The organism is Bacillus sp. FJAT-44742, assembly GCF_002797315.1.
Taxonomy (GTDB): domain Bacteria; phylum Bacillota; class Bacilli; order Bacillales; family Marinococcaceae; genus Thalassorhabdus; species Thalassorhabdus alkalitolerans.
The window spans coordinates 3,250,233-3,273,491 of sequence record NZ_KZ454936.1 but is presented as its reverse complement, the minus strand read 5'-3'; the positions used below and the strand labels follow the sequence as shown (position 1 = coordinate 3,273,491).

At 44.9% G+C, this 23,259-nt stretch carries 18 protein-coding genes; 15 read left to right on the top strand and 3 right to left on the bottom strand.

All coding sequences use genetic code 11. The features are described from left to right. Positions 1-3 precede the first annotated feature (3 nt). On the bottom strand, positions 4-1,095 hold the full coding sequence (locus tag CEF17_RS16065) for a class II aldolase/adducin family protein (protein WP_100400422.1): 1,092 nt from the start codon (positions 1,093-1,095) through the stop codon (positions 4-6). Between the two features lie 352 nt (positions 1,096-1,447). On the opposite strand from CEF17_RS16065, the gene CEF17_RS16060 reads away from it, so the two are divergent. Together CEF17_RS16060 and CEF17_RS16055 are read left to right on the top strand one after the other, a co-directional pair. Next, complete coding sequence (locus CEF17_RS16060) at positions 1,448-2,071, top strand: lysophospholipid acyltransferase family protein (RefSeq protein ID WP_100400421.1); 624 nt, start codon at positions 1,448-1,450, stop codon at positions 2,069-2,071. A gap of 56 nt (positions 2,072-2,127) precedes the next feature. Next, positions 2,128-3,012 (top strand): diacylglycerol/lipid kinase family protein, encoded by an 885-nt coding sequence (locus tag CEF17_RS16055; protein ID WP_100400420.1) that lies wholly within the window; start codon positions 2,128-2,130, stop codon positions 3,010-3,012. A 74-nt stretch (positions 3,013-3,086) separates the two neighbouring features. On the opposite strand, the gene cls is transcribed toward CEF17_RS16055, so the two are convergent. Further along, a complete protein-coding gene (cls, locus tag CEF17_RS16050) occupies positions 3,087-4,277 on the bottom strand; it encodes a cardiolipin synthase (protein ID WP_100400419.1) in 1,191 nt (396 codons plus the stop codon). A 342-nt stretch (positions 4,278-4,619) separates the two neighbouring features. Between cls and CEF17_RS16045 the strand changes: the two genes are divergently transcribed. The 9 genes from CEF17_RS16045 to CEF17_RS16005 all read left to right on the top strand — a co-directional run bounded on the left by CEF17_RS16045 (position 4,620) and on the right by CEF17_RS16005 (position 18,679). Further along, positions 4,620-6,755, top strand: a complete 2,136-nt coding sequence (locus CEF17_RS16045) for a heterodisulfide reductase-related iron-sulfur binding cluster (RefSeq protein WP_100400418.1) — start codon at positions 4,620-4,622, stop codon at positions 6,753-6,755. A gap of 302 nt (positions 6,756-7,057) precedes the next feature. Then, entirely contained in the window at positions 7,058-8,236 is a 1,179-nt protein-coding gene (locus CEF17_RS16040) for an acetyl-CoA C-acetyltransferase (protein ID WP_100400417.1), read from the top strand. A 90-nt stretch (positions 8,237-8,326) separates the two neighbouring features. After that, a complete protein-coding gene (locus CEF17_RS16035; protein WP_100400416.1) occupies positions 8,327-9,178 on the top strand; it encodes a 3-hydroxybutyryl-CoA dehydrogenase in 852 nt (283 codons plus the stop codon). A 33-nt stretch (positions 9,179-9,211) separates the two neighbouring features. Next, positions 9,212-10,354: an acyl-CoA dehydrogenase gene (locus CEF17_RS16030; protein ID WP_100400415.1), complete on the top strand. Its 1,143-nt coding sequence runs from the start codon at positions 9,212-9,214 to the stop codon at positions 10,352-10,354. A gap of 98 nt (positions 10,355-10,452) precedes the next feature. Continuing rightward, entirely contained in the window at positions 10,453-11,595 is a 1,143-nt protein-coding gene (locus tag CEF17_RS16025) for an acyl-CoA dehydrogenase (protein ID WP_100400414.1), read from the top strand. 126 nt (positions 11,596-11,721) lie between these two features. Continuing rightward, on the top strand, positions 11,722-12,354 hold the full coding sequence (locus CEF17_RS16020; protein ID WP_054637051.1) for a TetR/AcrR family transcriptional regulator: 633 nt from the start codon (positions 11,722-11,724) through the stop codon (positions 12,352-12,354). Positions 12,355-12,382: 28 nt separating this feature from the next. Continuing rightward, positions 12,383-15,640, top strand: a complete 3,258-nt coding sequence (gene icmF, locus CEF17_RS16015; RefSeq protein WP_100400413.1) for a fused isobutyryl-CoA mutase/GTPase IcmF — start codon at positions 12,383-12,385, stop codon at positions 15,638-15,640. A 465-nt stretch (positions 15,641-16,105) separates the two neighbouring features. Next, a complete protein-coding gene (rpoE, locus tag CEF17_RS16010; RefSeq protein WP_157843066.1) occupies positions 16,106-16,600 on the top strand; it encodes a DNA-directed RNA polymerase subunit delta in 495 nt (164 codons plus the stop codon). 474 nt (positions 16,601-17,074) lie between these two features. Beyond that, the gene (locus tag CEF17_RS16005; protein ID WP_100400411.1) at positions 17,075-18,679 is read left to right on the top strand and encodes a CTP synthase; all 1,605 of its coding nucleotides are present in this window, start codon (positions 17,075-17,077) and stop codon (positions 18,677-18,679) included. A gap of 96 nt (positions 18,680-18,775) precedes the next feature. Here CEF17_RS16005 and CEF17_RS16000 read toward each other — a convergent pair whose 3' ends face one another. Further along, positions 18,776-19,294, bottom strand: coding sequence for a DUF2529 family protein (locus CEF17_RS16000; RefSeq protein WP_100400410.1), 519 nt, complete (start codon positions 19,292-19,294; stop codon positions 18,776-18,778). 189 nt (positions 19,295-19,483) lie between these two features. Between CEF17_RS16000 and CEF17_RS15995 the strand changes: the two genes are divergently transcribed. The 4 genes from CEF17_RS15995 to CEF17_RS15980 all read left to right on the top strand — a co-directional run bounded on the left by CEF17_RS15995 (position 19,484) and on the right by CEF17_RS15980 (position 23,172). Next, the gene (locus CEF17_RS15995; protein ID WP_100400409.1) at positions 19,484-19,846 is read left to right on the top strand and encodes a response regulator; all 363 of its coding nucleotides are present in this window, start codon (positions 19,484-19,486) and stop codon (positions 19,844-19,846) included. Between the two features lie 239 nt (positions 19,847-20,085). Next, on the top strand, positions 20,086-20,949 hold the full coding sequence (fba, locus tag CEF17_RS15990; protein WP_054637054.1) for a class II fructose-1,6-bisphosphate aldolase: 864 nt from the start codon (positions 20,086-20,088) through the stop codon (positions 20,947-20,949). 105 nt (positions 20,950-21,054) lie between these two features. After that, complete coding sequence (gene fsa, locus CEF17_RS15985; protein WP_100400408.1) at positions 21,055-21,699, top strand: fructose-6-phosphate aldolase; 645 nt, start codon at positions 21,055-21,057, stop codon at positions 21,697-21,699. A gap of 186 nt (positions 21,700-21,885) precedes the next feature. Next, positions 21,886-23,172: a UDP-N-acetylglucosamine 1-carboxyvinyltransferase gene (locus CEF17_RS15980; RefSeq protein ID WP_100400407.1), complete on the top strand. Its 1,287-nt coding sequence runs from the start codon at positions 21,886-21,888 to the stop codon at positions 23,170-23,172. Positions 23,173-23,259 lie beyond the last annotated feature (87 nt).

Genomic DNA, 23,259 nt, shown 5'->3' with positions numbered 1-23,259 from the left:
TCCTTATTGCATAGGAACCTGAGGAATGATCTTCCCTTCAATACGTTCAAAAATATCTTCCAGACTTGTCCCGGTGATCGTTAACCCATGGTTTTTCAATCCCACGACTGTGCGAGAGGGATCTTCTGACTTGCTTACAATATCAGCCACTGCTTCTGCAAGCTCCACTGTTCCGCACGGGTAGTTAAACTCGGTGGCCTCAATGCCGTCCATCCAGGCATGAACATGGACAATCGCTCCAACCTCTGGGTGTTCTTTATAAATCATCCAGTGCTCAATCGCATCAACTGAGGCTCGTTTTGGTGTAATTCGCGGCGGGATGCTTACCTTCATGGTGTTTTTCTCATCATCATAGCCGGTAATATAAAGAAAGTCTTTTCCAACTTCGTTCATATTTCCTTTATCAATGCCGCTTGCACTCATCCAAAAATGATTATTATCTTTACGGGCGCTTAAGTTTCCATAGCTGAGTCCGCCGATGCCATAAAGCTTTTTAAGATGGCGAATGTCCCGGTCAGATAACACCTCTTCCAAAGGAAACGGAGCAGGAAGCAGGTCCATGCTGTCAAGCTTGGCTCCAGAGTCTTTTAAAGACCGGGTGACATGATCACCCTGCCATAATTCCTCGGGCAGGTCTTCAACGAAGTCGTTATCAATGACAAGCTGGGAGGAAGCAAGAGGCTCCAATCTTGTAAATACTCTCTCAATCACAGTATTTTCCTTTTCCTCGGTAGAAAAAGTGAGGCTGTAGCTTCCCTGTTCAGGTGTTAAGAAATGGACTTCTGTTTCCTTATCACCGTGGGCAATATACATCAAGTGATTAGCTAAGCTTCGTACAAGGTAAGGATAGGCTTCCTTGTGAATATCCTCAGGGGAGCTGTTTGTTTCTGCAATGGAAACAACAAATGTTCCCTGGGCTTTTCGCCGAAAAGGACGAGGAGATTCACGGTCAATCACATTGAAGACCAGATTAGTGTTGTCTTCTGGTGCTGTAAGATAAGAGTATCCTTCTTTGGAAAAGACGTCTTTCATTCCATTCAAAAGCCACTCGGTAGTTGGGTGTGTTGGCTGCCCATTAAATGCAAAGGTTTTCATTAATGATCCCTCCGTGTCTAATAGCTGGGTGTATAATAGATGGTGGCGAGTGTATAATGATACTGATTAGGCAGATCATTGTTTCTTTTCCATGTTATAGCAACATTATCTTCAAATCAAAAATGGTTTGTCAAGCAAAGCAAGGGTCTGTGGAGAGAGGAAAGAAGCATTCTGTTCAAAAGCAGTCTTAGAGAAAACTGTCAATATTTCAGCTGAATGGTATATGGCCAGGTTATGATATAACGAAACTCGTATCATCATTATTTTTAACCTTGGTCATTTTTAAACGTCTGTTGTAGAGACAGAGACTAATTTACTATATAATCGAACTAGCAAGTGGGGGGGGACAACGTTGTTTTATACAGTACTTAAATTTATAGCCAAAGTTATTATACCTCTGCGGTTCAGCATAACAATAACAGGGAGGGAAAATGTACCGGAAGATGGTCCGGTGATCCTGTCCTCTAACCATATCAACTTTTTTGACCCTGTCTTTTTAGGAATACTTGTTAAACGCGATATACACTTTCTGGCGAAAATAGAACTGTTCAGCAGTCGCATGACGAGGTCTCTTATGCTAAAGCTCCATACCATTCCTGTAAACAGGCAAAGTGGAAATGCTATTCGTCCTGTAAGAAGAGCTTTGAAGCTTTTGGAAGAAGGTCAGGTTGTCGGTATTTTTCCTGAAGGAACGAGAATTCCAACCGGCAAACGGGTAGAACCCGCCAAAGGTGTAGGTTTTTTTGGAGTGAAAACAGGAGTGCCAATCGTACCAGTAGGGATATCCATTTATAAAAAAAAGAATTCCCTGCGAAAGAAGGTAACGATTCACATCGGGAGTCCGATTGAGGTTTCTACACTTGAGACGGATGACTACAAGGAAGTTGCAAGGCTTGTCATGGACCAGTCAAGAGAGCTTGCCTGGCATCACCCGGAGGCAGCCCTTGAGAGAGGGCATGGAAGAATAGTGGAATAAAGAAGAAAAAAGCACGGGATGGCGATTAGTGAACCGGACGTAAAGGAGAACGCAGCATGTTTGGGTTTATTGTAAATAGAGAGTCAGGAAATGGTTACGGAAAAAAGGTTTGGTCACAGGTAGAAAGCACCGTAATAAAGAGAGACATTGAGTATGTGGTGCGTTTTACAGAAAGGCCCATGCACGCCAAAGAAATTGTAGCTGAGCTCTTAGCAAAGGATGTAGAGACAGTCATTGTCATCGGCGGAGACGGCACAATTCATGAAGTTGTAAATGGTTTAGTGTATAAAAATGTTTCTCTAGGTATTATCCCTGCAGGCTCCGGAAATGATTTCGCCCGGTGTCTCGGTGTTCCTTTAGCATACGAGAAGGCTCTTGAACGTATCTTTGAAAACAGACCGCAGCAGGTGGACCTGTTAAACCTTGGAGAAAGGTACTCCCTTACTGTCGCCGGTATAGGATTTGACGGGCAGGTTGCTAAGAACGTAAATGAGGCACTTTATAAAAAATATCTGAATTTCTTCCGACTGGGAAGCTTATCTTATGCGATAAGTGTGCTTGATACATTAAGAACATATAAGCCCACAAACATGCAAATTACCGTAGATGGAAAAAAGCTGGACTTTGCAGACGTCTGGCTGGCAGCGGCAGCAAATACGACGACATATGGGGGCGGGATCAAGATCAGTCCTCTTTCTTCCCACACGGACGGAAAGCTGGACATTTGCGTCGTGCATGGATTAAGAAGAGGAAAGCTTATACGCCTATTGCCTAAAGCTTTTAAGGGGAAACATATTTCAGCGAAAGAAGTCACCCTCTTAAAAGGAGAAGATATTTATATTAGCTCAGATCCTCCCGTTCTCGTCCAAAGTGACGGTGAACAAGTAAAGCAGACTCCTCTTCATATTACAGTCGAAAAAAGGGCTCTTACCCTGGTGTAAGAGCACCAAGGGGCGGCCTCAAAAGGTACACTTTTGAGGCCGCCCCTATTTAGCGTTCACGAAAGGAACACAACTTAAAGCAGCTCAGAAATCCAGGTAGAAACCCTTTCCTTCCCCCGGTGGAACACGGAGCGGCTGCAGTAGCTTTCCCATGTTAACTGTTCAGATTTCTTCATATCACTGCTAAGCGTTTCCTTAACTACGGATATGAGGTCAGGATGTAAAAGCAGACAGTTAATTTCATTATTTAGATGGAGGCTTCGCTTATCAAAATTGGCTGTACCTACATCACAAAAATGGTCATCGATGACCATAGCTTTGGCGTGATAAAATCCTTTCGGGTAATGAAAAATATTGATACCAGCTTCCATCATATCTTTGAAATAAGGATAGGAGGCTTCCTTGACGAGAGGATGATCTGACTTTTTTGGCAGAAGAATGCTGACTTTCACCCCACGCCTGGCAGCAGTAATCAAGGCTTTTTGCAACGGTTTCCCTGGTATAAAGTAAGGTGAGCCAATATAAATATAGGAATCAGCTTGTTTAATGACTTGAATGAACTTCTTTTCAAGGCCAAGACCGTTTGTCGGCATGAACCGCAGAGGATGGGGCCCCTGTTGCAGCAAGGGGTAATAGCGGTCTTTAGAAGCAGGGATTGTTTGCTGAGACTCTTTCCAGTCAGTAAAGAACTGAGTTTGTAAATCCTGAACGCCATCTCCTGAAATACGAAGCTGAAAATCCCGCCAGAAACCAAACTTCTTTTTTCTTCCTAAGTATTCATCTCCAACATTAAACCCGCCGACATACCCTGTTTTGCCATCTATGATCGTGATCTTGCGGTGATTTCGTCTGTTAAAAGTAAAGAAAAGGTAAGGGGGGGTAATTTTTCGTGTATAGGCAAATTGCACACCCGCTGCCTTCAGTTTTTCAACATCTTTTTTTGAAAGATGAGAACCAAGGCGATCTGCCATGACTCTTACCTCAATCCCGGCCTTTGCTTTTTCGGTCAACAACTCAATAATCTTACTGCCTATGCTGTCACCTCTGAAAATATAAAAAAGAATATGAATATGATCAACAGATTCTTCTATATCTTTAACGTAAGAAGAAAAAAATTCTTTGCCATCATCCATGAACTGTACACGCCCTTGCCTTTTTGGAAAACGAAGGGTATCAATGGTATGTCGGTGATTACGCAGGCCAAGGAGAAAGTCCATACGAATCCATATAAATAAAAGCAATAGGAGTAATAACAACCAAACCATAGAGACACCTCCTTTAGAAAATAAAGAAAAGCAAATGAATAAAAAGGAATTAGAGCAAGAAAGAGAGAATGACTTATATCAACTTCCATCCCTTATTCAGTACTATCGTTACTATGCCCATGAAAAGGAAAAGCAATGAAGGAAGTAATTGGTTAAAAAAATATATAAAAGTTTCAGTGACTGAATGTTCATTCATTAGTTTTTTTGTTATACTTAGACCATAAAACAGAATATTCGATCCACTGAATGACCAGGCGGGCAAGAAGAAAAGCTTTCAGGAAAGGCTTTTGGCCAGATTGTCAGGCAGGAGGAAAGACCCTCAGGGGAAAGGAGAGAGGAAGTATGGAAACGTTTCTTATTGTAAACTGGATCGCTTTTCTGCTGGTTGTAGGTTATGGACTTTATCTATTTGCCAGGCTGGTGCTGACTCGTTATGAATATATCAAGATGGGTAAGAAGGCTGAGTTTGAACATACGGCAAAAGAGCGTTGGAACGCCATTATTGAAAACGTTTTCGGGCAGAAAAAACTGCTCAAGGACAAGAAAAGCGGCATCATTCATGTCATGTTCTTTTACGGCTTTTTGCTTGTTCAGTTTAGTGCCATTGATGTGATTTGGAAAGGGCTGAATCCGGGGTCCCACCTCCCGTTGGGTCCGGTGTACCCTGTTTTCACTTTGTTTCAGGAAGCTGTCGTTGTCATGATTTTGGTGGCGGTCGTCTGGGCCTTTCACCGCCGCTATATTGAAAAGCTTGTCCGCCTGAAACGAAATTGGAAAGCAGGACTGGTCCTGATTTTTATCGGCGGCCTGATGGTGTCAAAGCTGGTCGCCAAAGGAGCGGAAATGGTGTGGCTGGGGAAATCCCTGACCGGGTTTGAGCCGATCGCTTCGGTGATTGGGGCTGCCCTTTCCCCGTTATCGGCCACGGCGGCCGGAGCCATCTTCTACGTGGCCTGGTGGGTTCATCTGCTCATTTTACTGACCTTCCTGGTGTATGTGCCTCAGTCCAAGCACGCCCACTTACTCGCAGGACCGGCAAATGTCTGGTTCGGGCGAACCAATAAGGTGGGACAGCTGTCAAAGATTGATTTTGAAGACGAGTCCCAGGAAGAGTTCGGGGTCGGGCGCATTGAAAACTTTAACCAGAAACAGCTGCTTGACTTATACGCCTGTGTGGAGTGCGGGCGCTGCACGAATATGTGTCCGGCGACGGGCACCGGGAAGATCTTATCCCCGATGGACCTGCTTCTGAAAATGCGGGATCATCTCACCGAGAAAGGCGCGGCTGTCACTTCCAAGTCCCCGTGGCTTCCGGCGTACGCGTTCAGTAACACGAAAGGAAACCAGCTTGCCTCCCAGGGAGCCGAAGAAGCAGCCGCTTCCTTTGAACAGGTGAACCTGATTGGCGATGTCATTACGGAGGAAGAACTCTGGGCCTGTACAACGTGTCGAAACTGTGAGGACCAGTGCCCGGTAATGAATGAGCACGTTGATAAGATTATTGACATGCGCCGTTATCTTGTCTTAACCGAAGGTAAGATGGACTCAGAAGCCCAGCGTGCGATGACGAACATTGAACGCCAGGGGAACCCGTGGGGCATTAACCGCAAAGAGCGTGAGAACTGGCGGGAAAGCCGGGACGATGTCGACGCGCCGACGATCAAAGAAATGAAAAAACGCGGGGAAGAGTTTGAGTACCTGTTCTTTGTGGGATCCATGGGCTCCTATGACAAGAGAAGTCAAAAGATAGCCCAGTCCTTTGCGAAACTGATGAATGAAGCGGGTGTGAAGTTTGCGATTCTTGGAAACAAGGAAAAGAACTCCGGCGACACGCCAAGACGGATTGGAAACGAGTTTCTGTTTCAGGAGCTTGCGACGGCAAACATTGACACGTTCCAGAAAAATGACGTGAAAAAGATCGTCACGATTGATCCTCACGCCTACAATACGTTTAAAAATGAATATCCTGAATTCGGACTGGAAGAAGATGTGCAAGTCTATCACCATACCGAGCTTCTCGCTGAGCTGGTCCGGGAAGGCAAGCTGAAGCCGACCCATGATATCAAGGAAACGATCACGTACCACGATTCCTGTTACCTGGGCCGCTACAATGACGTGTATGATCCTCCAAGAGAAATTTTAAAAGCCATTCCAGGGCTTACGGTCGTGGAAATGGAGCGAAACCGTGAGGACGGTATGTGCTGCGGAGCCGGCGGCGGCATGATGTGGATGGAAGAAGAAGCGGGGCAGCGGGTGAACGTCGCCCGGACAGAGCAGGCGATGGAAGTGAGCCCGTCCATGATTGGAAGCGGGTGCCCGTACTGCCTGACGATGCTAAGTGACGGGACCAAAGCCAAGGAAGTGGAAGATGATATTTCCACCCTGGATATTGCTGAAATTCTTGAACAATCTGTGGTTGGACCAACGAAACCAACTGGGAATAAGGAAGAAGAACCTCAGCCGGCAGCGGAAAGATAGGAATAAAAGGGAGCAGAGTAGATGCTCCCTTTTTTCTGAAAATAAAGATGTCATTTTAAATCTAACTATAAATATTTAGCTATTTAATAAAAAAGGTTGATTTTTCTAAATTTTTTGTATAATTTAATAGTAAGAAGAAAGCGCTTTCAGGTAAGGTCCTTGAACAGCAAATGCAGGACTGCAGAAGAGACAAGAACCATCTAAAGGGTACGAGGTGGTTTTTTGCTATTGGGTGACCGTCTTTTTTTGCAGCCGAAAATAATGAGCGAGCGTTCGATAGGAAAAGGAAAGGGTGGTTTCTGATGAGAAGAACAGTAATTGTGGAAGGTGCAAGAACACCATTTGGTAAGTTTGGCGGGGCGTTGCAGGCATTAACAGCTTCAGAGCTTGGAGGGTATGCCATTAAAGAAGCTGTAGAACGCTCAGGTGTGAATAAAGAGGACATTCAGGAAGTAATTATGGGAAATGTCTTGCAAGGAGGGCAGGGTCAGCTTCCTTCCAGGCAGGCATCTCGCCATGCCGGTCTATCTTGGGAAGTAGAAACAGAAACCATTAACAAAGTTTGTGCTTCTGGGATGAGAAGTGTGACAGCTGCTGATCAAATCATCAGGTCAGGGGACGGTACACTGATCATCGCGGGGGGAATGGAGTCGATGAGCAATGCTCCATACATAGTGCCCAAAGCTCGCTGGGGAGCAAGAATGGGTGATACTCCCATGAAAGATCTCATGGTTCATGATGGCCTCACGTGTTCATTCCAGGGAGTTCACATGGGGGTATATGGAAACACAGTAGCGGACCAGCATGAAATTTCCCGGGAAATGCAAGATGAATGGGCACTGAGAAGCCATGAAAGAGCTGTCAGTGCAACCGACAATGGAAGGCTGAGAAAGGAAATTGTCGGTGTGACCATCCCCCAGCGCAAAGGAGAAGATTTGGTTGTAGAAGAAGATGAAGCTCCTAGAAGAAACGCCGGCATCGAACAAATGAGAAAGCTTTCTTCTATTTTTTCCAAGGATGGAACGATCACTGCCGGGAATGCGCCTGGAGTAAATGACGGAGCTTGCGCAATGGTGCTGATGGAAGAGCAGAAGGCTGAAGAGGCCGGTTTAAATAAGCTTGCAACGATAGTTGGTCATACGGCCCTCGCTTTGGAAGCAGAGAATTTTCCTAAGACCCCTGGTCTTGTTATTCAAAAGCTTCTTAAGAAAACAGGAAAAAGACTGGATGACATCAAGCTGATTGAAATTAACGAGGCTTTCTCAGCAGTGGCATTAACCAGTAACAAAATTGCAGGACTGTCTCCGGAAAAAGTGAACGTAAATGGCGGTGCCGTAGCATTAGGCCATCCAATTGGAGCAAGTGGAGCCAGAATTATTTTAACTCTTGCTTATGAATTAAGAGAAAGAGGAGGAGGTCTTGGCATCGCAGCTATTTGCAGCGGAGGAGGCCAGGGAGACGCTGTTTTAATAGAGGTATAAAAGGCGTAATCACTATTATTTCTGCTTGTATAAGAAGGGCAGGAAACGATCAACTGTCAAAGACCAGCAGCAAGGAGGAAGGGTGTATATATGAAAATACAAAACATTATGGTCGTCGGTGCAGGCCAAATGGGATCCGGCATCGCACAGGTACATGCCGAAGCTGGATATCACGTTTATTTAAACGATATTGATGCAGCGAGAGTAGAAAAAGGATTAGCGGTCATCCGAAAAAATCTATCAAGACAGGTAGAGAAAAAAAGAATGACCGAGGAGCAAAAAGAAGCTGCACTTGCTCATATCCACCTCTCAACCGACTTAGACGATGCCCAAAAAGTGGATCTGGTTATTGAGGCAGCGATTGAGAATATGGAAACAAAAAAGGAGATATTTGCTGCGTTGGACCGGTTAGCGCCGGAGCATGCCATTTTGGCTACGAATACATCTTCTCTTCCGATTACTGAGATTGCAGCTGCCACCAACAGGCCTGAACAGGTAATCGGTATGCATTTCATGAACCCGGTTCCAGTCATGAAGCTTGTCGAAATCATCAGGGGACTGGCCACGACTGATGAGGTATTTGAAAACGTAAAGAACACGGCCGAAGCTCTAAAGAAGGTTCCGGTAGAGGTAAACGACTTTCCCGGGTTTGTGTCCAATCGCATCCTGCTGCCTATGATTAACGAGGCCATCTACACCGTCTATGAAGGTGTAGCGGAGCCAGAAGCCATAGATGAAGTGATGAAGCTTGGCATGAACCATCCGATGGGACCTTTAACTCTTGCTGACTTTATCGGGCTCGATACATGTCTGTATATTATGGAAACGCTTCATGAAGGACTGGGAGATGACAAATACAGACCGTGTCCTCTTCTTAGAAAGTACGTGAAGGCTGGGTGGCTTGGAAAGAAATCAGGAAGAGGTTTCTACCAATACGATTGATTCTCTGAAATGAAAAGCCAAAGGAGGACGGTCATGGAGCTGACATTTACGAGTGAGCAGCAAATGATGAGGAAAATGGTCAGAGAATTTGCAGCGGACCGTGTCCAAGGAGAAGTAAAGAGGATGGAAGAGGAAAAACGTTTTCCGGCAGAACTGATGAAAGAGATGGCTGAGCTGGGTCTTATGGGTATTCCAGTTCCTGAGAAGTACGGCGGGGCGTCCATGGATTTTACCTCTTATGTTATCGCCATTCATGAATTGTCAAAGGTCAGTCCGGCCGTTGGGGTCATTTTGTCGGTTCATACCTCCGTTGGCACAAATCCTATTCTTTACTTTGGGACGGAAGAACAAAAGCAAAAGTACGTGCCAAAGCTTGCTTCAGGAGAGTATCTCGGGGCATTTGCACTCACGGAGCCTGGTTCAGGAAGCGACGCGGCCAGCTTGAAAACTTCGGCTGTGAAAAAGGGGGATTATTATTCTCTAAATGGAAGCAAAGTGTTTATCACAAACGGAGGGGCTGCTGACACTTATATCGTATTTGCATCAACCAGCCCGGAAAAAGGGAAAAACGGCATTACTGCCTTTGTTGTAGAGAAGAACACACCAGGACTGAAGGTAGGAAAACATGAAGAAAAGATGGGCCTTAATGGTTCGAATACAACAGAGTTAATTTTTGAAGAGTGCCAAGTACCTTTGGAAAACCGCCTCGGTAAAGAAGGAGAAGGCTTTACCATTGCCATGGCTAATCTTAATAATGGGCGTGTCGGAATAGCCGCCCAGTCTCTTGGGATTGCCGAAGGAGCCTTTGAAGCAGCGAAAACCTACGCCAAAGAGCGCAAGCAGTTTGGAAAGCCTATAGGATCCCATCAGGGCCTTGCTTTTAAACTGGCAGATATGGCGGTACAGGTGGAAGCAGCTAGACTTTTAACGTATCAGGCAGCCAGCCTGATTTCAAAAAACAAACCAAGCGGCAAGGAATCATCTATGGCTAAGCTTTTTGCCTCCCGTGCTGCCATAAATGTTTCAATCGAAGGGGTTCAAGTATTTGGCGGCTATGGCTATACAAAGGAATATCCAGCGGAACGGTTTTTCCGGGATGCCAAGGTTTGTGAAATATATGAGGGAACGAGCGAAATCCAAAGAATTGTCATTAGTAAAGCCTTGCTGAACCAGTAAAAAAAGAAACAGGGAATGTGCCTGTCATGACTTTCCACTCAGCTTTTGAGGCAGACAAGGCAGGTGCATTCCACAGGATAAATAAGGAGAGATAACAAATGAACTTTTTATTAACAGAAGAGCAGCAAATGATTAGAAAAATGGTAAGGGATTTTGCTGAAAAGGAAGTGGCTCCCACGGCTGCAGAGCGTGACGAAGAAGAACGTTTTGATATGAAGATTTTTGAGAAAATGGCTGAGCTGGGCCTGACAGGCATCCCCTGGCCGGAAGAATACGGAGGGATTGGAGCAGATTATGTCAGCTATGTCATCGCAGTGGAGGAATTATCAAGAGTATGTGCATCCACAGGGGTAACGTTATCTGCCCATTTGTCTCTGGCAAGCTGGCCTGTATACAAATACGGAACAGAAGAACAAAAACAAAAATACTTACGGGCCATGGCGGAAGGAACAAAAATGGGAGCTTACGGACTGACGGAGCCTGGTTCAGGGTCAGATGCAGCAGCAATGAAGACGACTGCTGAGGAAGACGGGGACAATTATATTCTTAATGGTTCTAAAATTTTTATTACTAACGGCGGTATTGCTGATATCTATATCGTTTTTGCTATTACAAGTCCTGAGAAAAAACACAAAGGCATCAGTGCATTTATTGTAGAGAAAGATTTTCCTGGTTTTTCAGTAGGCAAGAAAGAAAAGAAACTGGGAATTCGCTCATCTCCTACCACGGAAATTATTTTTGAAAACTGCCGGGTTCCAAAAGAAAACATGCTCGGAAAAGAAGGGGAAGGCTTCAAAGTAGCAATGAGCACACTCGATGGAGGGCGAAATGGCATTGCGGCCCAGGCCGTCGGTATCGCTCAAGGAGCCCTGGATGCTGCGGCAGACTATGCAAAAGAAAGAAAACAATTCGGCCAGGCTATCGGAAAAATGCAGGGGATTTCTTTTAAGCTGGCAGATATGGCTACAAAGATAGAGGCTTCTAGACTCCTTACCTATCAAGCTGCCTGGAGAGAAAGTGAAGGAATTTCCTATGGGAAAGAATCTGCGATGTCAAAGCTTTTTGCAGGTGATACAGCCATGGAAGTAACAACAGAGGCAGTGCAAGTGTTTGGGGGCTACGGCTACACAAAGGAATATCCCGTTGAAAGGTATATGCGTGACGCCAAGATCACTCAAATTTATGAAGGAACCAATGAAGTGCAGCGCCTTGTTATTTCAAAAATGCTTTTATCTGAGTAAAAAAAGGAGCCGGCACGGAAAACCGTTTTGGGGAGTGCAGGAGCCAATTGGGTGTGAAAGATGTGAGGGAGAGCAGCTTTTCATAAGCTGCACCCCTTTCTTATAAATCAAGGGGAGGTCGTGCTGGTGAAAAAAAAGAAAGTGCCATCGATGGTGAAGGATCAACAGCTCATTAAACATCGACGTGAGCAAATGATACAAGGAGCTATCACGCTTTTTAAGGAAAAAGGTTATCATCGGACCACGACCAGGGAAATTGCGAAGGAATCAGGTTTCAGTATTGGAACACTGTACGAGTATATTGGATCAAAGGAAGACGTTTTGTATTTGGTGTGCGATTCAGTGTATGAAGAAGTAAGGACCCGTCTTGACTCCTTGATCGATACAGAATCCGTTGGTCTTGACCGTCTTAAGTTAATCATAACTTCTCTGTTTAATGTAATGGATGAAATGCAGGATGAAGTGCTGGTGATGTACCAGGAAGTCAAATCGCTCCCGAAAGAGGCGCTTCCGTATGTCCTGAAAAAAGAAGTGGCCATGACGGCCATTATAGAACAGGCGATAAAAGACTGCAGGGAGCCCGGGGTCCTGACCATTTCAGATAAGGAAGCCACATTAATGGCTCATAACATAATGGTAAAAGGACAAATGTGGACCTTTAGGCGCTGGGCTTTAAAGCATTCGTTTACTCTCAAGGAATACACGGATATCCAAATTAAGATGCTGCTCGGTGGAGTGGTATCAGAACAAATGTCTTAATATTTTGAAAAGAAAAGAGGGCATGCAGATGGCACAAGAGGATTTATACCGACCGAAGAACCACGTTCGTTTTGTGACAGCTTCTAGTCTGTTTGATGGACATGATGCCTCAATTAACATCATGAGGAGGCTTTTGCAGGCAGGAGGGGCAGAAGTTGTGCATCTCGGTCATAATCGTTCAGTAGAGGAAGTTGTAAACGCTGCCATTCAAGAGGATGTACAAGGAATCGCTATATCTTCCTATCAGGGCGGTCATATCGAATATTTTAAGTATTGCTATGATCTGTTACAGGAAAAAGGAGCGGGCCATATTCGAATTTATGGTGGAGGCGGCGGAGTGATCACCCCTCCAGAGATTAAGGAGCTTCATGAATATGGAATTGCCCGAATTTTCTCTCCGGAGGATGGAAGGACGTTCGGGCTTCGTGGAATGATTAGTCAAATGCTTGAGGAATGCGATTTTCCTACCATCCAGGATACAACCATGCGGATGGAAGAGGTCAAGGAGAAAAGGGACCAGGCGGTGGCTCGTTTTCTTTCTGTCGTAGAAACAGAAGGAGAAATAAAAAAGGCATGGGAAAAAGCTTTGCAGGAGCTTAAAGGACTTGCAGGAGCAAAGGATGCTCCGGTGCTTGGCATTACAGGAACGGGTGGCTCCGGGAAAAGCTCATTGACTGATGAGCTAGTCAGGCGTTTCATACGTGAATTCCCTGAGAAAACTGTGGCGATATTGTCTATTGACCCCACTAAGCAAAAAACGGGAGGAGCTCTTCTTGGGGACCGTATACGGATGAACTCTATACACCATTCACGGGTGTTTATGAGAAGTCTTGCCACACGGGGCTCAAAGACGGAGATGTCCAACAGCATTGTAGAGGCTATTGAAGTGGCTAAGGCTGCAGGCTTTGATTTAATCATTATTGAGACAAGCGGGATAGGACAGGGTGATGCTGAAATCACAGAGGTTTCTGATGTGTCCATGTATGTCATGACAAGTGAATTCGGTTCCCCTTCTCAGCTCGAAAAGATCGACATGATTGATTTTGCCGATTTAATTGCGGTAAACAAGTTTGACCGAAAAGGGTCAGAGGATGCAAAGCGTGATGTAAGTAAACAATATCAGCGGAGTCACATGCTTTTTGAGCAGGATACAAAAGAAATGCCTGTCTACGGAACAATAGCCAGTCAATTTAATGACCCGGGCACTAATATTTTATTTGCTGCATTAATTGACGCATTAAACAAAAAATGCGGTACAGAGTGGGAAACGGCCATTGATGTAACGAAGGAATCAAAAAAGAAGGACTTAATTATTCCTCCTGAGCGCATTACGTATTTAAGGGAGATTGTCCAGACAGTCAGAAATTATAAAGCTTATGCTGAAAAGCAGTCTGAATTGGCCCGCAAGCTGTTCCAGATTTCCGGAACCATTGATTTGCTTAAGAAGCAGGAGGAAGTAAATGAAGAGATGATAAAAGAGCTGCAGAACATCTACGAGGATATCGAAGATGACCTTGATAAAGATGTACGAAAGCTCTTACGAAACTGGGAAGACTTTAAAGATTCCTACAAACAAGATACCTTTACTACAAAAATCAGGGATAAAGAAATCGTAACCGAGCTTCAGACCGAATCATTGTCAGGTCTGAAAATTCCCAAAGTGGCTCTCCCAAAATACAAGGATTGGGGAGAAATTGTAAAGTGGAGCATGAAGGAAAACGTTCCAGGCAAGTTTCCTTTTACAGCCGGTGTATTTCCGTTTAAGAGAAAAGGAGAAGACCCTAAGAGACAGTTTGCTGGAGAAGGAACACCTGAACGGACAAACCGCCGTTTCCACTATTTATCGAAAGACGATGAGGCCAAGCGTCTAAGCACAGCCTTTGACTCTGTTACATTGTACGGGGAAGACCCGGACCACCGGCCCGATATTTACGGAAAAGTGGGGGAAAGCGGCGTAAGCATATGTACATTGGAAGACATGAAAAAGCTCTATGACGGCTTTGACCTTTGTGCGCCGACTACCTCAGTGTCTATGACGATCAACGGACCGGCGCCAATTATTTTAGCCATGTTTATGAACACAGCCATTGACCAGCAGATCGAGTTTTTTGCTGAAAAGCATGGACGACGCCCGACCGCTGAGGAAGCAGAAGAAATAAAACAATGGGCCCTGTCTACCGTAAGAGGAACAGTACAGGCTGACATTTTAAAGGAAGATCAAGGGCAGAACACATGTATTTTCTCCACAGAATTTGCACTTAGAATGATGGGGGATATCCAAAGCTACTTTATTACAAAGAAGGTTCGAAACTATTATTCCGTTTCGATCTCGGGCTATCATATTGCCGAAGCAGGGGCAAACCCTATCAGTCAGCTTTCTTTTACTCTGGCTAATGCTTTCACCTACGTGGAGTACTATTTAAGCCGGGGTATGGACATTGACGATTTTGCACCGAATCTTTCCTTCTTTTTCAGTAACGGACTTGATCCGGAATATACAGTGATTGGCCGTGTTGCAAGAAGAATCTGGTCAACAGTGATGAAAAATAAATATGATGCCAATGAACGGAGCCAGAAGCTCAAATATCACGTGCAGACGTCCGGACGCTCATTGCACGCCCAGGAAATTGATTTCAATGATATACGTACCACACTTCAGGCGTTAATGGCTATCTATGATAATTGTAACTCACTGCACACGAATGCTTATGATGAAGCAGTCACGACTCCTACAGAGAGTTCGGTAAGAAGAGCCATGGCAATTCAAATGATTATCAGTAAAGAGCTTGGTCTTGCAAAAAATGAAAACTCGCTGCAAGGTTCATTTATTATTGAGGAGCTGACGGAGCTGGTAGAGGAAGCAGTTCTTCAAGAGCTGGAGCGGATCAACGATAGAGGCGGCGTACTTGGCGCGATGGAAACACAGTATCAGCGCGGTAAAATCCAGGAAGAGTCCATGTATTATGAAATGAAAAAGCACACAGGGGAACTTCCGATTATAGGGGTAAACACGTATCTGAATCCGGCCGATGAGGAAGATGAAGATTTCGATATGGAACTGGCCCGGGCAACGAAGGAGGAAAAGGAAAGCCAGATTCAAAACCTGCGGGCGTTTCAGGAAAGAAACAAAGAAGAAGGGGAAAAAGCGCTGAAAAGACTTCAAGAGACAGCAGTAAGCGGCGGGAACATCTTTGAAGAGCTGATGGAGACAGTGAAAGTGGCAAGCCTTGGGCAGATTACCCACGCCCTATATGAGGTAGGGGGACAGTACCGGCGTAATATGTAAGGAAGAAGAGACCGAAAAAAGAATGGAAAGAAGTCCCGAACTACTTGCTATAGTGGTTTGGGATTTCTTTCTTTATTTATAAATGGATGTCGCACTTGTACCTTTAGGTGCAAGCGAGCCTCTTTTAAAGCTTTAACAACAACGAACAACAAAATTAACAAAGCCTTAAGAATAAGAGTAGTCAAAGGGTTTTTACAAAGGTTTAGTGAGGAGTTTTTCCAGCTCTTTCTTTTTTTCTTGAAATCTTTGTTCCTTGCTAGCATAAAGAGGGGAAATGTGTTTATAATGGAAAGTATGATTTTAACGGTTTACTCCCTTTTCATGCAAGGGAATTTCCAATCAGTGATCAGCCTCAAGCGGGGAAGGTCACTCATAGAGAGTTCTAAATAGTTCTTCCTTTCAAACCATGAAAGAAAGAGCATGAGCCGCAAGGCTGAAAAACAATTGGAAAGGAAGTGTTGTTCCATGAGCATCCGCGATTATTCCCGTGAAGAAGTAGAAGAAATGGCAGCGGTGGAAGTGGCTCACATGTTACTGGAGCAAGAAAAGAAACCTTACCCTTATCTTCAGTTAATTGACACCATTGCAAAAGTAAAAGGATTAAATGAAGAAGAGAAGGCATTGCGCCGGACGAAAGTTTTTACTTCAATGAACCTGGATGGACGCTTTGTCCACCTTGGAGAAAACCACTGGGGACTCAAAGCATGGTATCCTGTTGATAAAACAGATGAAGACCTTAGCCACACAGTGACTGATTCCGGAAAAGGAAAAGCTCACGAAGACGGCTTTGATCATTTCGAGGATTATGATGAAGGTCTTGAAGATCTTGAAGATGAGCTGGACGAGCTTTCTCACAGTGAAAGCGGCGACGTTGATCTTGACGAAGATGACGATCTTGGCGGCCGTTTTGAGGATGAAGGCGAAGAGCCGTACCCTCACAAAGACGGAGATGAAGACTAAGTTTTTTTGTTGACCTGATTCTTATGAACACCCAGGTACAAAGACAGTTCAGCTGAGAAAAGTAACGCTTGCAAAATAAAGTTCATTGGTTCTATTTTTCCGCTCTTGACTTTTAAAAGGGCGCTCGGTAAAATCATTTTTGGGCTTTAAAAGGTTAAAAAATTACATTTTGCAAAAGATGAAATTTGATACTAAAACAAAAGTGCGCCCCTCCTATGGGTGAGGTGTCACTTTTGTTTTTTTTATTACCAATACAATGCCGGGGATATAAATTTTGCTTTTAAGTAAAAATGAAAACAGGGCCTTTTTTAAAAGGCAGCAGACTGGCAGGAAGTATCGTAACCCCCCATGTACAAGAACAGAATTAAGTATATATATTTGCGGCCATAGAAAAATGCAGGAATGGCCCGGGGCTTGCAGGAAAAGCCCTCTCACTGCTAACGGACTTATTTTGAAAAAGGAGTAGATGAAAGCATGTCAACTAAATATATTTTTGTAACCGGAGGCGTTGTTTCTTCTTTAGGAAAAGGAATTACAGCTGCATCTTTAGGCCGCTTATTAAAAAATAGAGGATTAAACGTTACCATACAAAAATTCGATCCCTACATCAATGTGGATCCAGGAACAATGAGTCCGTATCAGCATGGAGAAGTGTTTGTGACCCAAGATGGAGCCGAAACAGATCTGGACCTTGGTCACTATGAACGCTTTATCGACATTAATTTAAATAGAAACAGCAATGTGACCACTGGAAAAGTCTATTCATCTGTCATCCGCAAAGAACGCCGCGGCGACTACTTAGGAGGAACCGTACAGGTTATTCCACACATTACCAATGAATTAAAAGAAAGAATTTATCGTGCGGGCCGGGAAACAAATTCAGATGTTGTAATCACTGAAATTGGCGGAACAGTAGGGGACATCGAAAGTCTTCCTTTCCTGGAAGCCATTCGCCAAATTAAAAGTGACGTAGGCGTGGAAAATGTAATGTACATCCACTGTACATTAATTCCTTATCTTGCAGCAGCCGGAGAGATGAAGTCTAAGCCGACCCAGCACAGTGTTAAGGAATTAAGAAGCCTTGGCATTCAGCCTAACGTTATTGTGGTGCGTACAGAAAAGCCTGTGCCTCAAGACATGAAAGAAAAGATTGCTCTTTTCTGTGACATTAATAAAGAAGCAGTTATTGAAGCCCGTGATGCCGACACGCTGTATCAGGTACCTCTTGACCTGCAGGAACAGAAGCTTGATCAGCTGACTTGTCAGTATTTAAACCTGGATTGTCAGGAAGCGGATATGACAGAATGGAAGGCTCTTGTTAACAGAGTGCAGAACCTTTCTGAAAAAACAACGATTGCCCTGGTCGGAAAATATGTTTCACTGCCGGATGCTTATTTGTCTGTAGCTGAATCCTTGAAGCATGCAGGCTACAATTTCGATGCGGACATAGACATTCGCTGGGTTGATTCAGAAGCACTGACAGAGGAAAACGTGAAGGAGCATCTTCAGGATGCAGATGGAATCATTGTGCCAGGCGGCTTCGGTGACCGTGGTATTGAAGGGAAAATCTCAGCAATTAAATATGCTCGTGAACAGTCCGTTCCTTTTCTGGGCATCTGCTTAGGAATGCAGCTTGCATCTGTGGAATTTGCCCGCCATGTTGCCGGCCTTGAAGGAGCTCATTCAGCAGAAATTGATCCGGACACTGAGCATCCAGTCATTGACCTTCTCCCAGAGCAGAAAGATGTAGAAGATATGGGAGGGACGCTTCGTCTTGGGCTGTATCCTTGTAAGTTCACTGAAGGTTCTCATGCAAAAGGAGCTTACGGGGAAGAAATTGTGTATGAACGCCACCGTCATCGCTACGAATTTAACAATTCTTATCGGGACACGCTTGAAAAAGCAGGGTTTGTATTTAGCGGGACCAGTCCGGATGGACGACTTGTGGAGATCGTAGAGATTAAGGATCATCCTTACTTTGTTGCTTCTCAATTTCACCCGGAGTTTGCCTCAAGGCCTACGCGCCCGCAGCCATTGTTCCGTGAATTTATTAAAGCTTCTCTTGAAAACAAGAAATAATGAGAAAAGCCCGATTTCCGTGCTTAGGAGCATGGAGCGGGCTTTTTGCATAGCTGTTGTGGCCATATCACCTGCAAAGCTTCTATTCTACCTGCCTTACTCTAATTCCAGAAGCATTTCATGGAGTGTCAGAAACAAGGACAAAACTGCAAAGAGGGAAACGAGATGTTCTGGATGACCGGTCCGGTTTCCGGCATCATCGGGGACGACTCCCCCTTGGGCAAACGTATTAATATGAAAGTCGCTGCTTTGTTCCAATGCGCCCTCTTGAGTGGTAAGCGGTGAGATACTGACTACCGGAACGTTCACGTTCTGGCATGCTTCTAAAATATTCATGGCTTCAGGATTGCTGTCACTCTCGCTAATAATCAGCACACGATCAGAAGGAGACAGATTTTCTTTTTCGGGAAAGAGAGCTGTCGATTCAGGAGCATCTTGGCTGTAAAGGGCCGAGTGTGCAACTCCTTTCATTTTCTCGGTAGCAAATATATAAATATTTCCTTCGCCTGCTAAGGCTTGTGCCAGCAGTCTCGCGCTGTTTTCGAGTGCTTCCTCCTGCTGATCGGTTATTTTTCGAAATAAGCCTTGAAGCTGTGTTGAAAAGATTTTTAACATACATCAAATCCTCCTATGAGTTATGAGTTATATTGTGCCGGAAAGAGGTAGAAATGAAAACAGGGGAAAGTTTATTTGAAAATAAAAAGGTAATTTGTCAAATAAGTGGAATTATATTTAAAGGGGAAAAGGGAGAGAGTAGATGCAGTCGACGAATGATTAAAAACCTAGTAAAAGGAGAGATAAAGTATGCCAAAAATACTTATCGTCGATGATCAATACGGTATTCGAGTATTGTTAAAAGAAATACTGCATAAAGACGGGTATGAAGTGTTCCAGGCCGCAAACGGCATGCAGGCACTTGAACTGGCCGAAAAAGAGAAGCCGGACCTTGTTCTTTTAGATATGAAAATCCCGGGGATGGATGGCATTGAAATATTAAGGCGTCTCAAAGAAAAAGACCAGAGCATACGTGTGGTGATGATGACTGCTTACGGGGAGCTGAGCATGATTCAGGATGCCAAAAGTCTCGGTGCGCTGACGCACATCGCCAAACCTTTTGATATTGAAGAACTGAGAGAATCGATAAAGGAATATTTACCTTCTTCCTGAGGAGATTGACAGGCGGTGAGATTCTTTCAGCCTTATAAGGATGAAAATCCCTAGTCATGTGGTATAATAACCAAAGATGTTAATGGAGACCCACATGCACCGCCCTCATACATATAGGCACTTTCCTCATATTGAATGAACCCGTCCTGGAATGTCTGTACATGAAAGGGCGTGTCCCTGTTTGCGCTCCATTAGAAAAGACATCCTAATTTCTCAATGTTTATAAGGAGGATTTTGTCATGCCTTTGGTATCAATGAAAGAAATGCTTGATAAAGCAAAAGCAGAAGGGTATGCTGTCGGCCAGTATAACCTGAATAACCTTGAGTTTACTCAAGCGATCCTGCAAGCTGCAGAGGAGGAGCAATCCCCGCTGATCTGCGGTGTGTCCGAGGGAGCAGCTCGTTACATGGGCGGATTTAAGCCTGTTGTTGACATGGTGAAAACCCTGATGGAAGCCTATAACGTGACTGTCCCTGTGGCAATTCACCTTGACCATGGGTCAAGCTTTGAAAAGTGTGTGGAAGCGATCCACGCAGGATTTACGTCTGTCATGATCGATGGCTCCCACTACCCGCTTGCTGAAAACATCGCGCTGACAAAGCGTGTGGTTGATGTTGCTCATGCTGTTGGAGTTTCTGTAGAAGCTGAGCTCGGCCGCATTGGCGGGCAGGAAGATGACCTCATCGTTGATGATGCGGAAGCAGCGTATGCGATTCCGGAAGAGTGCGAAGAGCTTGTCCGTGAAACAAATGTCGATTGCTTTGCTCCTGCTCTGGGATCTGTACACGGGCCATACAAAGGCGAGCCGAACCTTGGGTTTGACCATATGAAGAAGATTTCCGGGCTTGTAGGAGTTCCTCTCGTGCTTCACGGCGGGACAGGCATCCCGACAAAAGACATCCAAAAAGCGATCGGTTACGGCCATGCCAAGATCAACGTAAACACCGAAAGCCAAATTGCTTCCGCCAAAGCTGTGCGTGAAGTATTGGATGAGAAGCCTGAGCTGTATGATCCTCGTAAATACATGGGGCCGGCTCGTGATGCCATTAAAGAAACCGTCAAAGGCAAAATGCGTGAGTTTGGATCTTCCAACAAAGCGTAATTGACAAAGAGCATGCTTGATTGACAGTTTGTCTGGCAGGGGCCCCAGTGCCCCTGCAGACTTCTGTACAAAGAGAAGTACATTGAGAAAATGGGGGAAAACGTAATGAGATTTTTTATTGATACAGCTAACTTAGAAGAGATTAAAGAAGCTCATGAGCTTGGAGTTTTGGACGGAGTAACAACGAATCCCAGCTTAGTAGCAAAAGAAGGCATCGATTTTCATGACCGTCTCCGCCAAATTACTGAAATTGTAAAAGGATCTGTAAGTGCGGAAGTAATTTCCCTTGAAGCGGAAGGGATGATTAAGGAAGGCCGGGAGCTTGCTGCGATTGCTCCAAACATCACTGTAAAGGTTCCAATGACAATGGAAGGTTTGAAAGCGGTTAAAACATTTTCGGACGAAGGAATTAAGACAAATGTAACGCTTGTATTTTCGTCTGTGCAGGCGCTTCTTGCTGCCAGAGCCGGAGCTACGTATGTGTCACCTTTTCTTGGCCGGCTTGATGATATTGGCCATAATGGGCTTGATTTAATTAGTCAGATTTCAGAAATTTTCGATTTGCACGGAATTGAAACCCAGATTATAGCGGCCTCTGTGCGTCACCCGTTACACGTTTCTGAAGCTGCAGCCAGAGGAGCACACATTTCAACAGTGCCGTTGAAAGTCATTTCTCAGCTCGCACAGCATCCCCTTACGGATCAGGGCATTGAGAAGTTCTTAGCTGACTGGGAAAAGCAGCAGAAATAGCCGAAACCCTTTCTCCAGCTGCTTTCCTTTCAAGGGCAGGGCGCCTTCGTTTAAATTTTTCTGGAAAGTTGTAGTTGTTCCTGTCTTTTACATGGTATGGTTGTCAATACTAGGTAAAAAAAGAAAATAAAGAGTTCGTATAAACGGCGGCCTGCAACTAGAATATTTATGAGGAAGTGAGCATACATGGAGAAGTTGATGGTTGAGGGAGGATATCCTTTAAACGGGAAAATACATATAAGCGGTGCGAAAAATAGTGCTGTTGCATTGATTCCTGCAGCTATCCTGGCTGACTCTACGGTAAAGATTGATAACCTCCCTCGAATCTCGGATGTGGAAATACTAGCTGACCTTTTAGAAGATATCGGGGCTGATGTGTCCTATGAAAATCAGGTAATGACAGTGAACCCGGCCGGTGTGATTCCTATGCCGCTTCCTAATGGACGGGTGAAGCGGCTCAGAGCTTCTTATTATATGATGGGAGCTATGCTGGGTAAATTTAAAAGAGCAGCGATAGGGCTTCCGGGGGGCTGTAACCTGGGTCCTCGTCCTATTGACCAGCACATCAAAGGCTTTGAAGCATTAGGCGCAAGAGTAACCAATGAGCATGGGGCTATATACCTGCGGGCAGATAAACTGACGGGAGCTAGGATTTACCTTGACGTTGTCAGTGTAGGAGCGACAATTAATATTATGCTTGCTGCTGTCAGGGCTGAAGGCAGGACGATTATTGAAAACGCTGCAAAAGAACCTGAGATTATTGATGTGGCTACATTGCTTACAAGCATGGGGGCCAGGATCAAAGGAGCCGGTACGAATGTGATCCGCATTGATGGTGTGGAAAGCCTTCATGGCTGTGCCCATCCTATTATTCCAGACCGGATAGAAGCAGGGACCTACATCATTGCGGCGGCAGCAAAAGGCAGCGAGGTCATCATTGATAATGTGATTCCGGATCATTTAGAATCCTTAATTGCCAAGCTTAGGGAAATGGGCGTCCAAATCGACGTAGGCGACGACCAGCTGTTAATCCGTTCTTCCCCTAAGTTGAAAAGTGTAGATATTAAAACACTTGTTCACCCGGGATTTCCCACGGACCTCCAGCAGCCCATTACTTCTCTTTTAACAAAGGCTCAAGGCACCAGCATTGTAACGGATACGATTTATAATGCGCGCTTTAAGCATGTTGATGAACTGCGGAGAATGGGCGCTGACATTAAGGTGGAGGGCCGTTCTGCATTAATTAACGGAAAAACCCGCCTGCAAGGAGCCCGGGTTAAGGCAAGCGACCTTCGTGCGGGAGCGGCCCTGGTCATTGCCGGCCTTATGGCTGAAGGGGTAACGGAAATAACAGGGCTTGAGCATATTGACAGAGGGTATGAAGATTTGGAATCAAAACTCCTCTCCCTGGGCGCCAAGGTATGGAGAGAAGGACTGACAGAAGAAGAAGCAGAGCAGGTCAAAAGCTCATAATAAGCCGAAAAAAAAGAGACAGGTCCTCTGAAAAGAGGCCTTCTCTGTTTATAGAAGCGAGCAAGGCGAAGCGTTTCACATGAAACA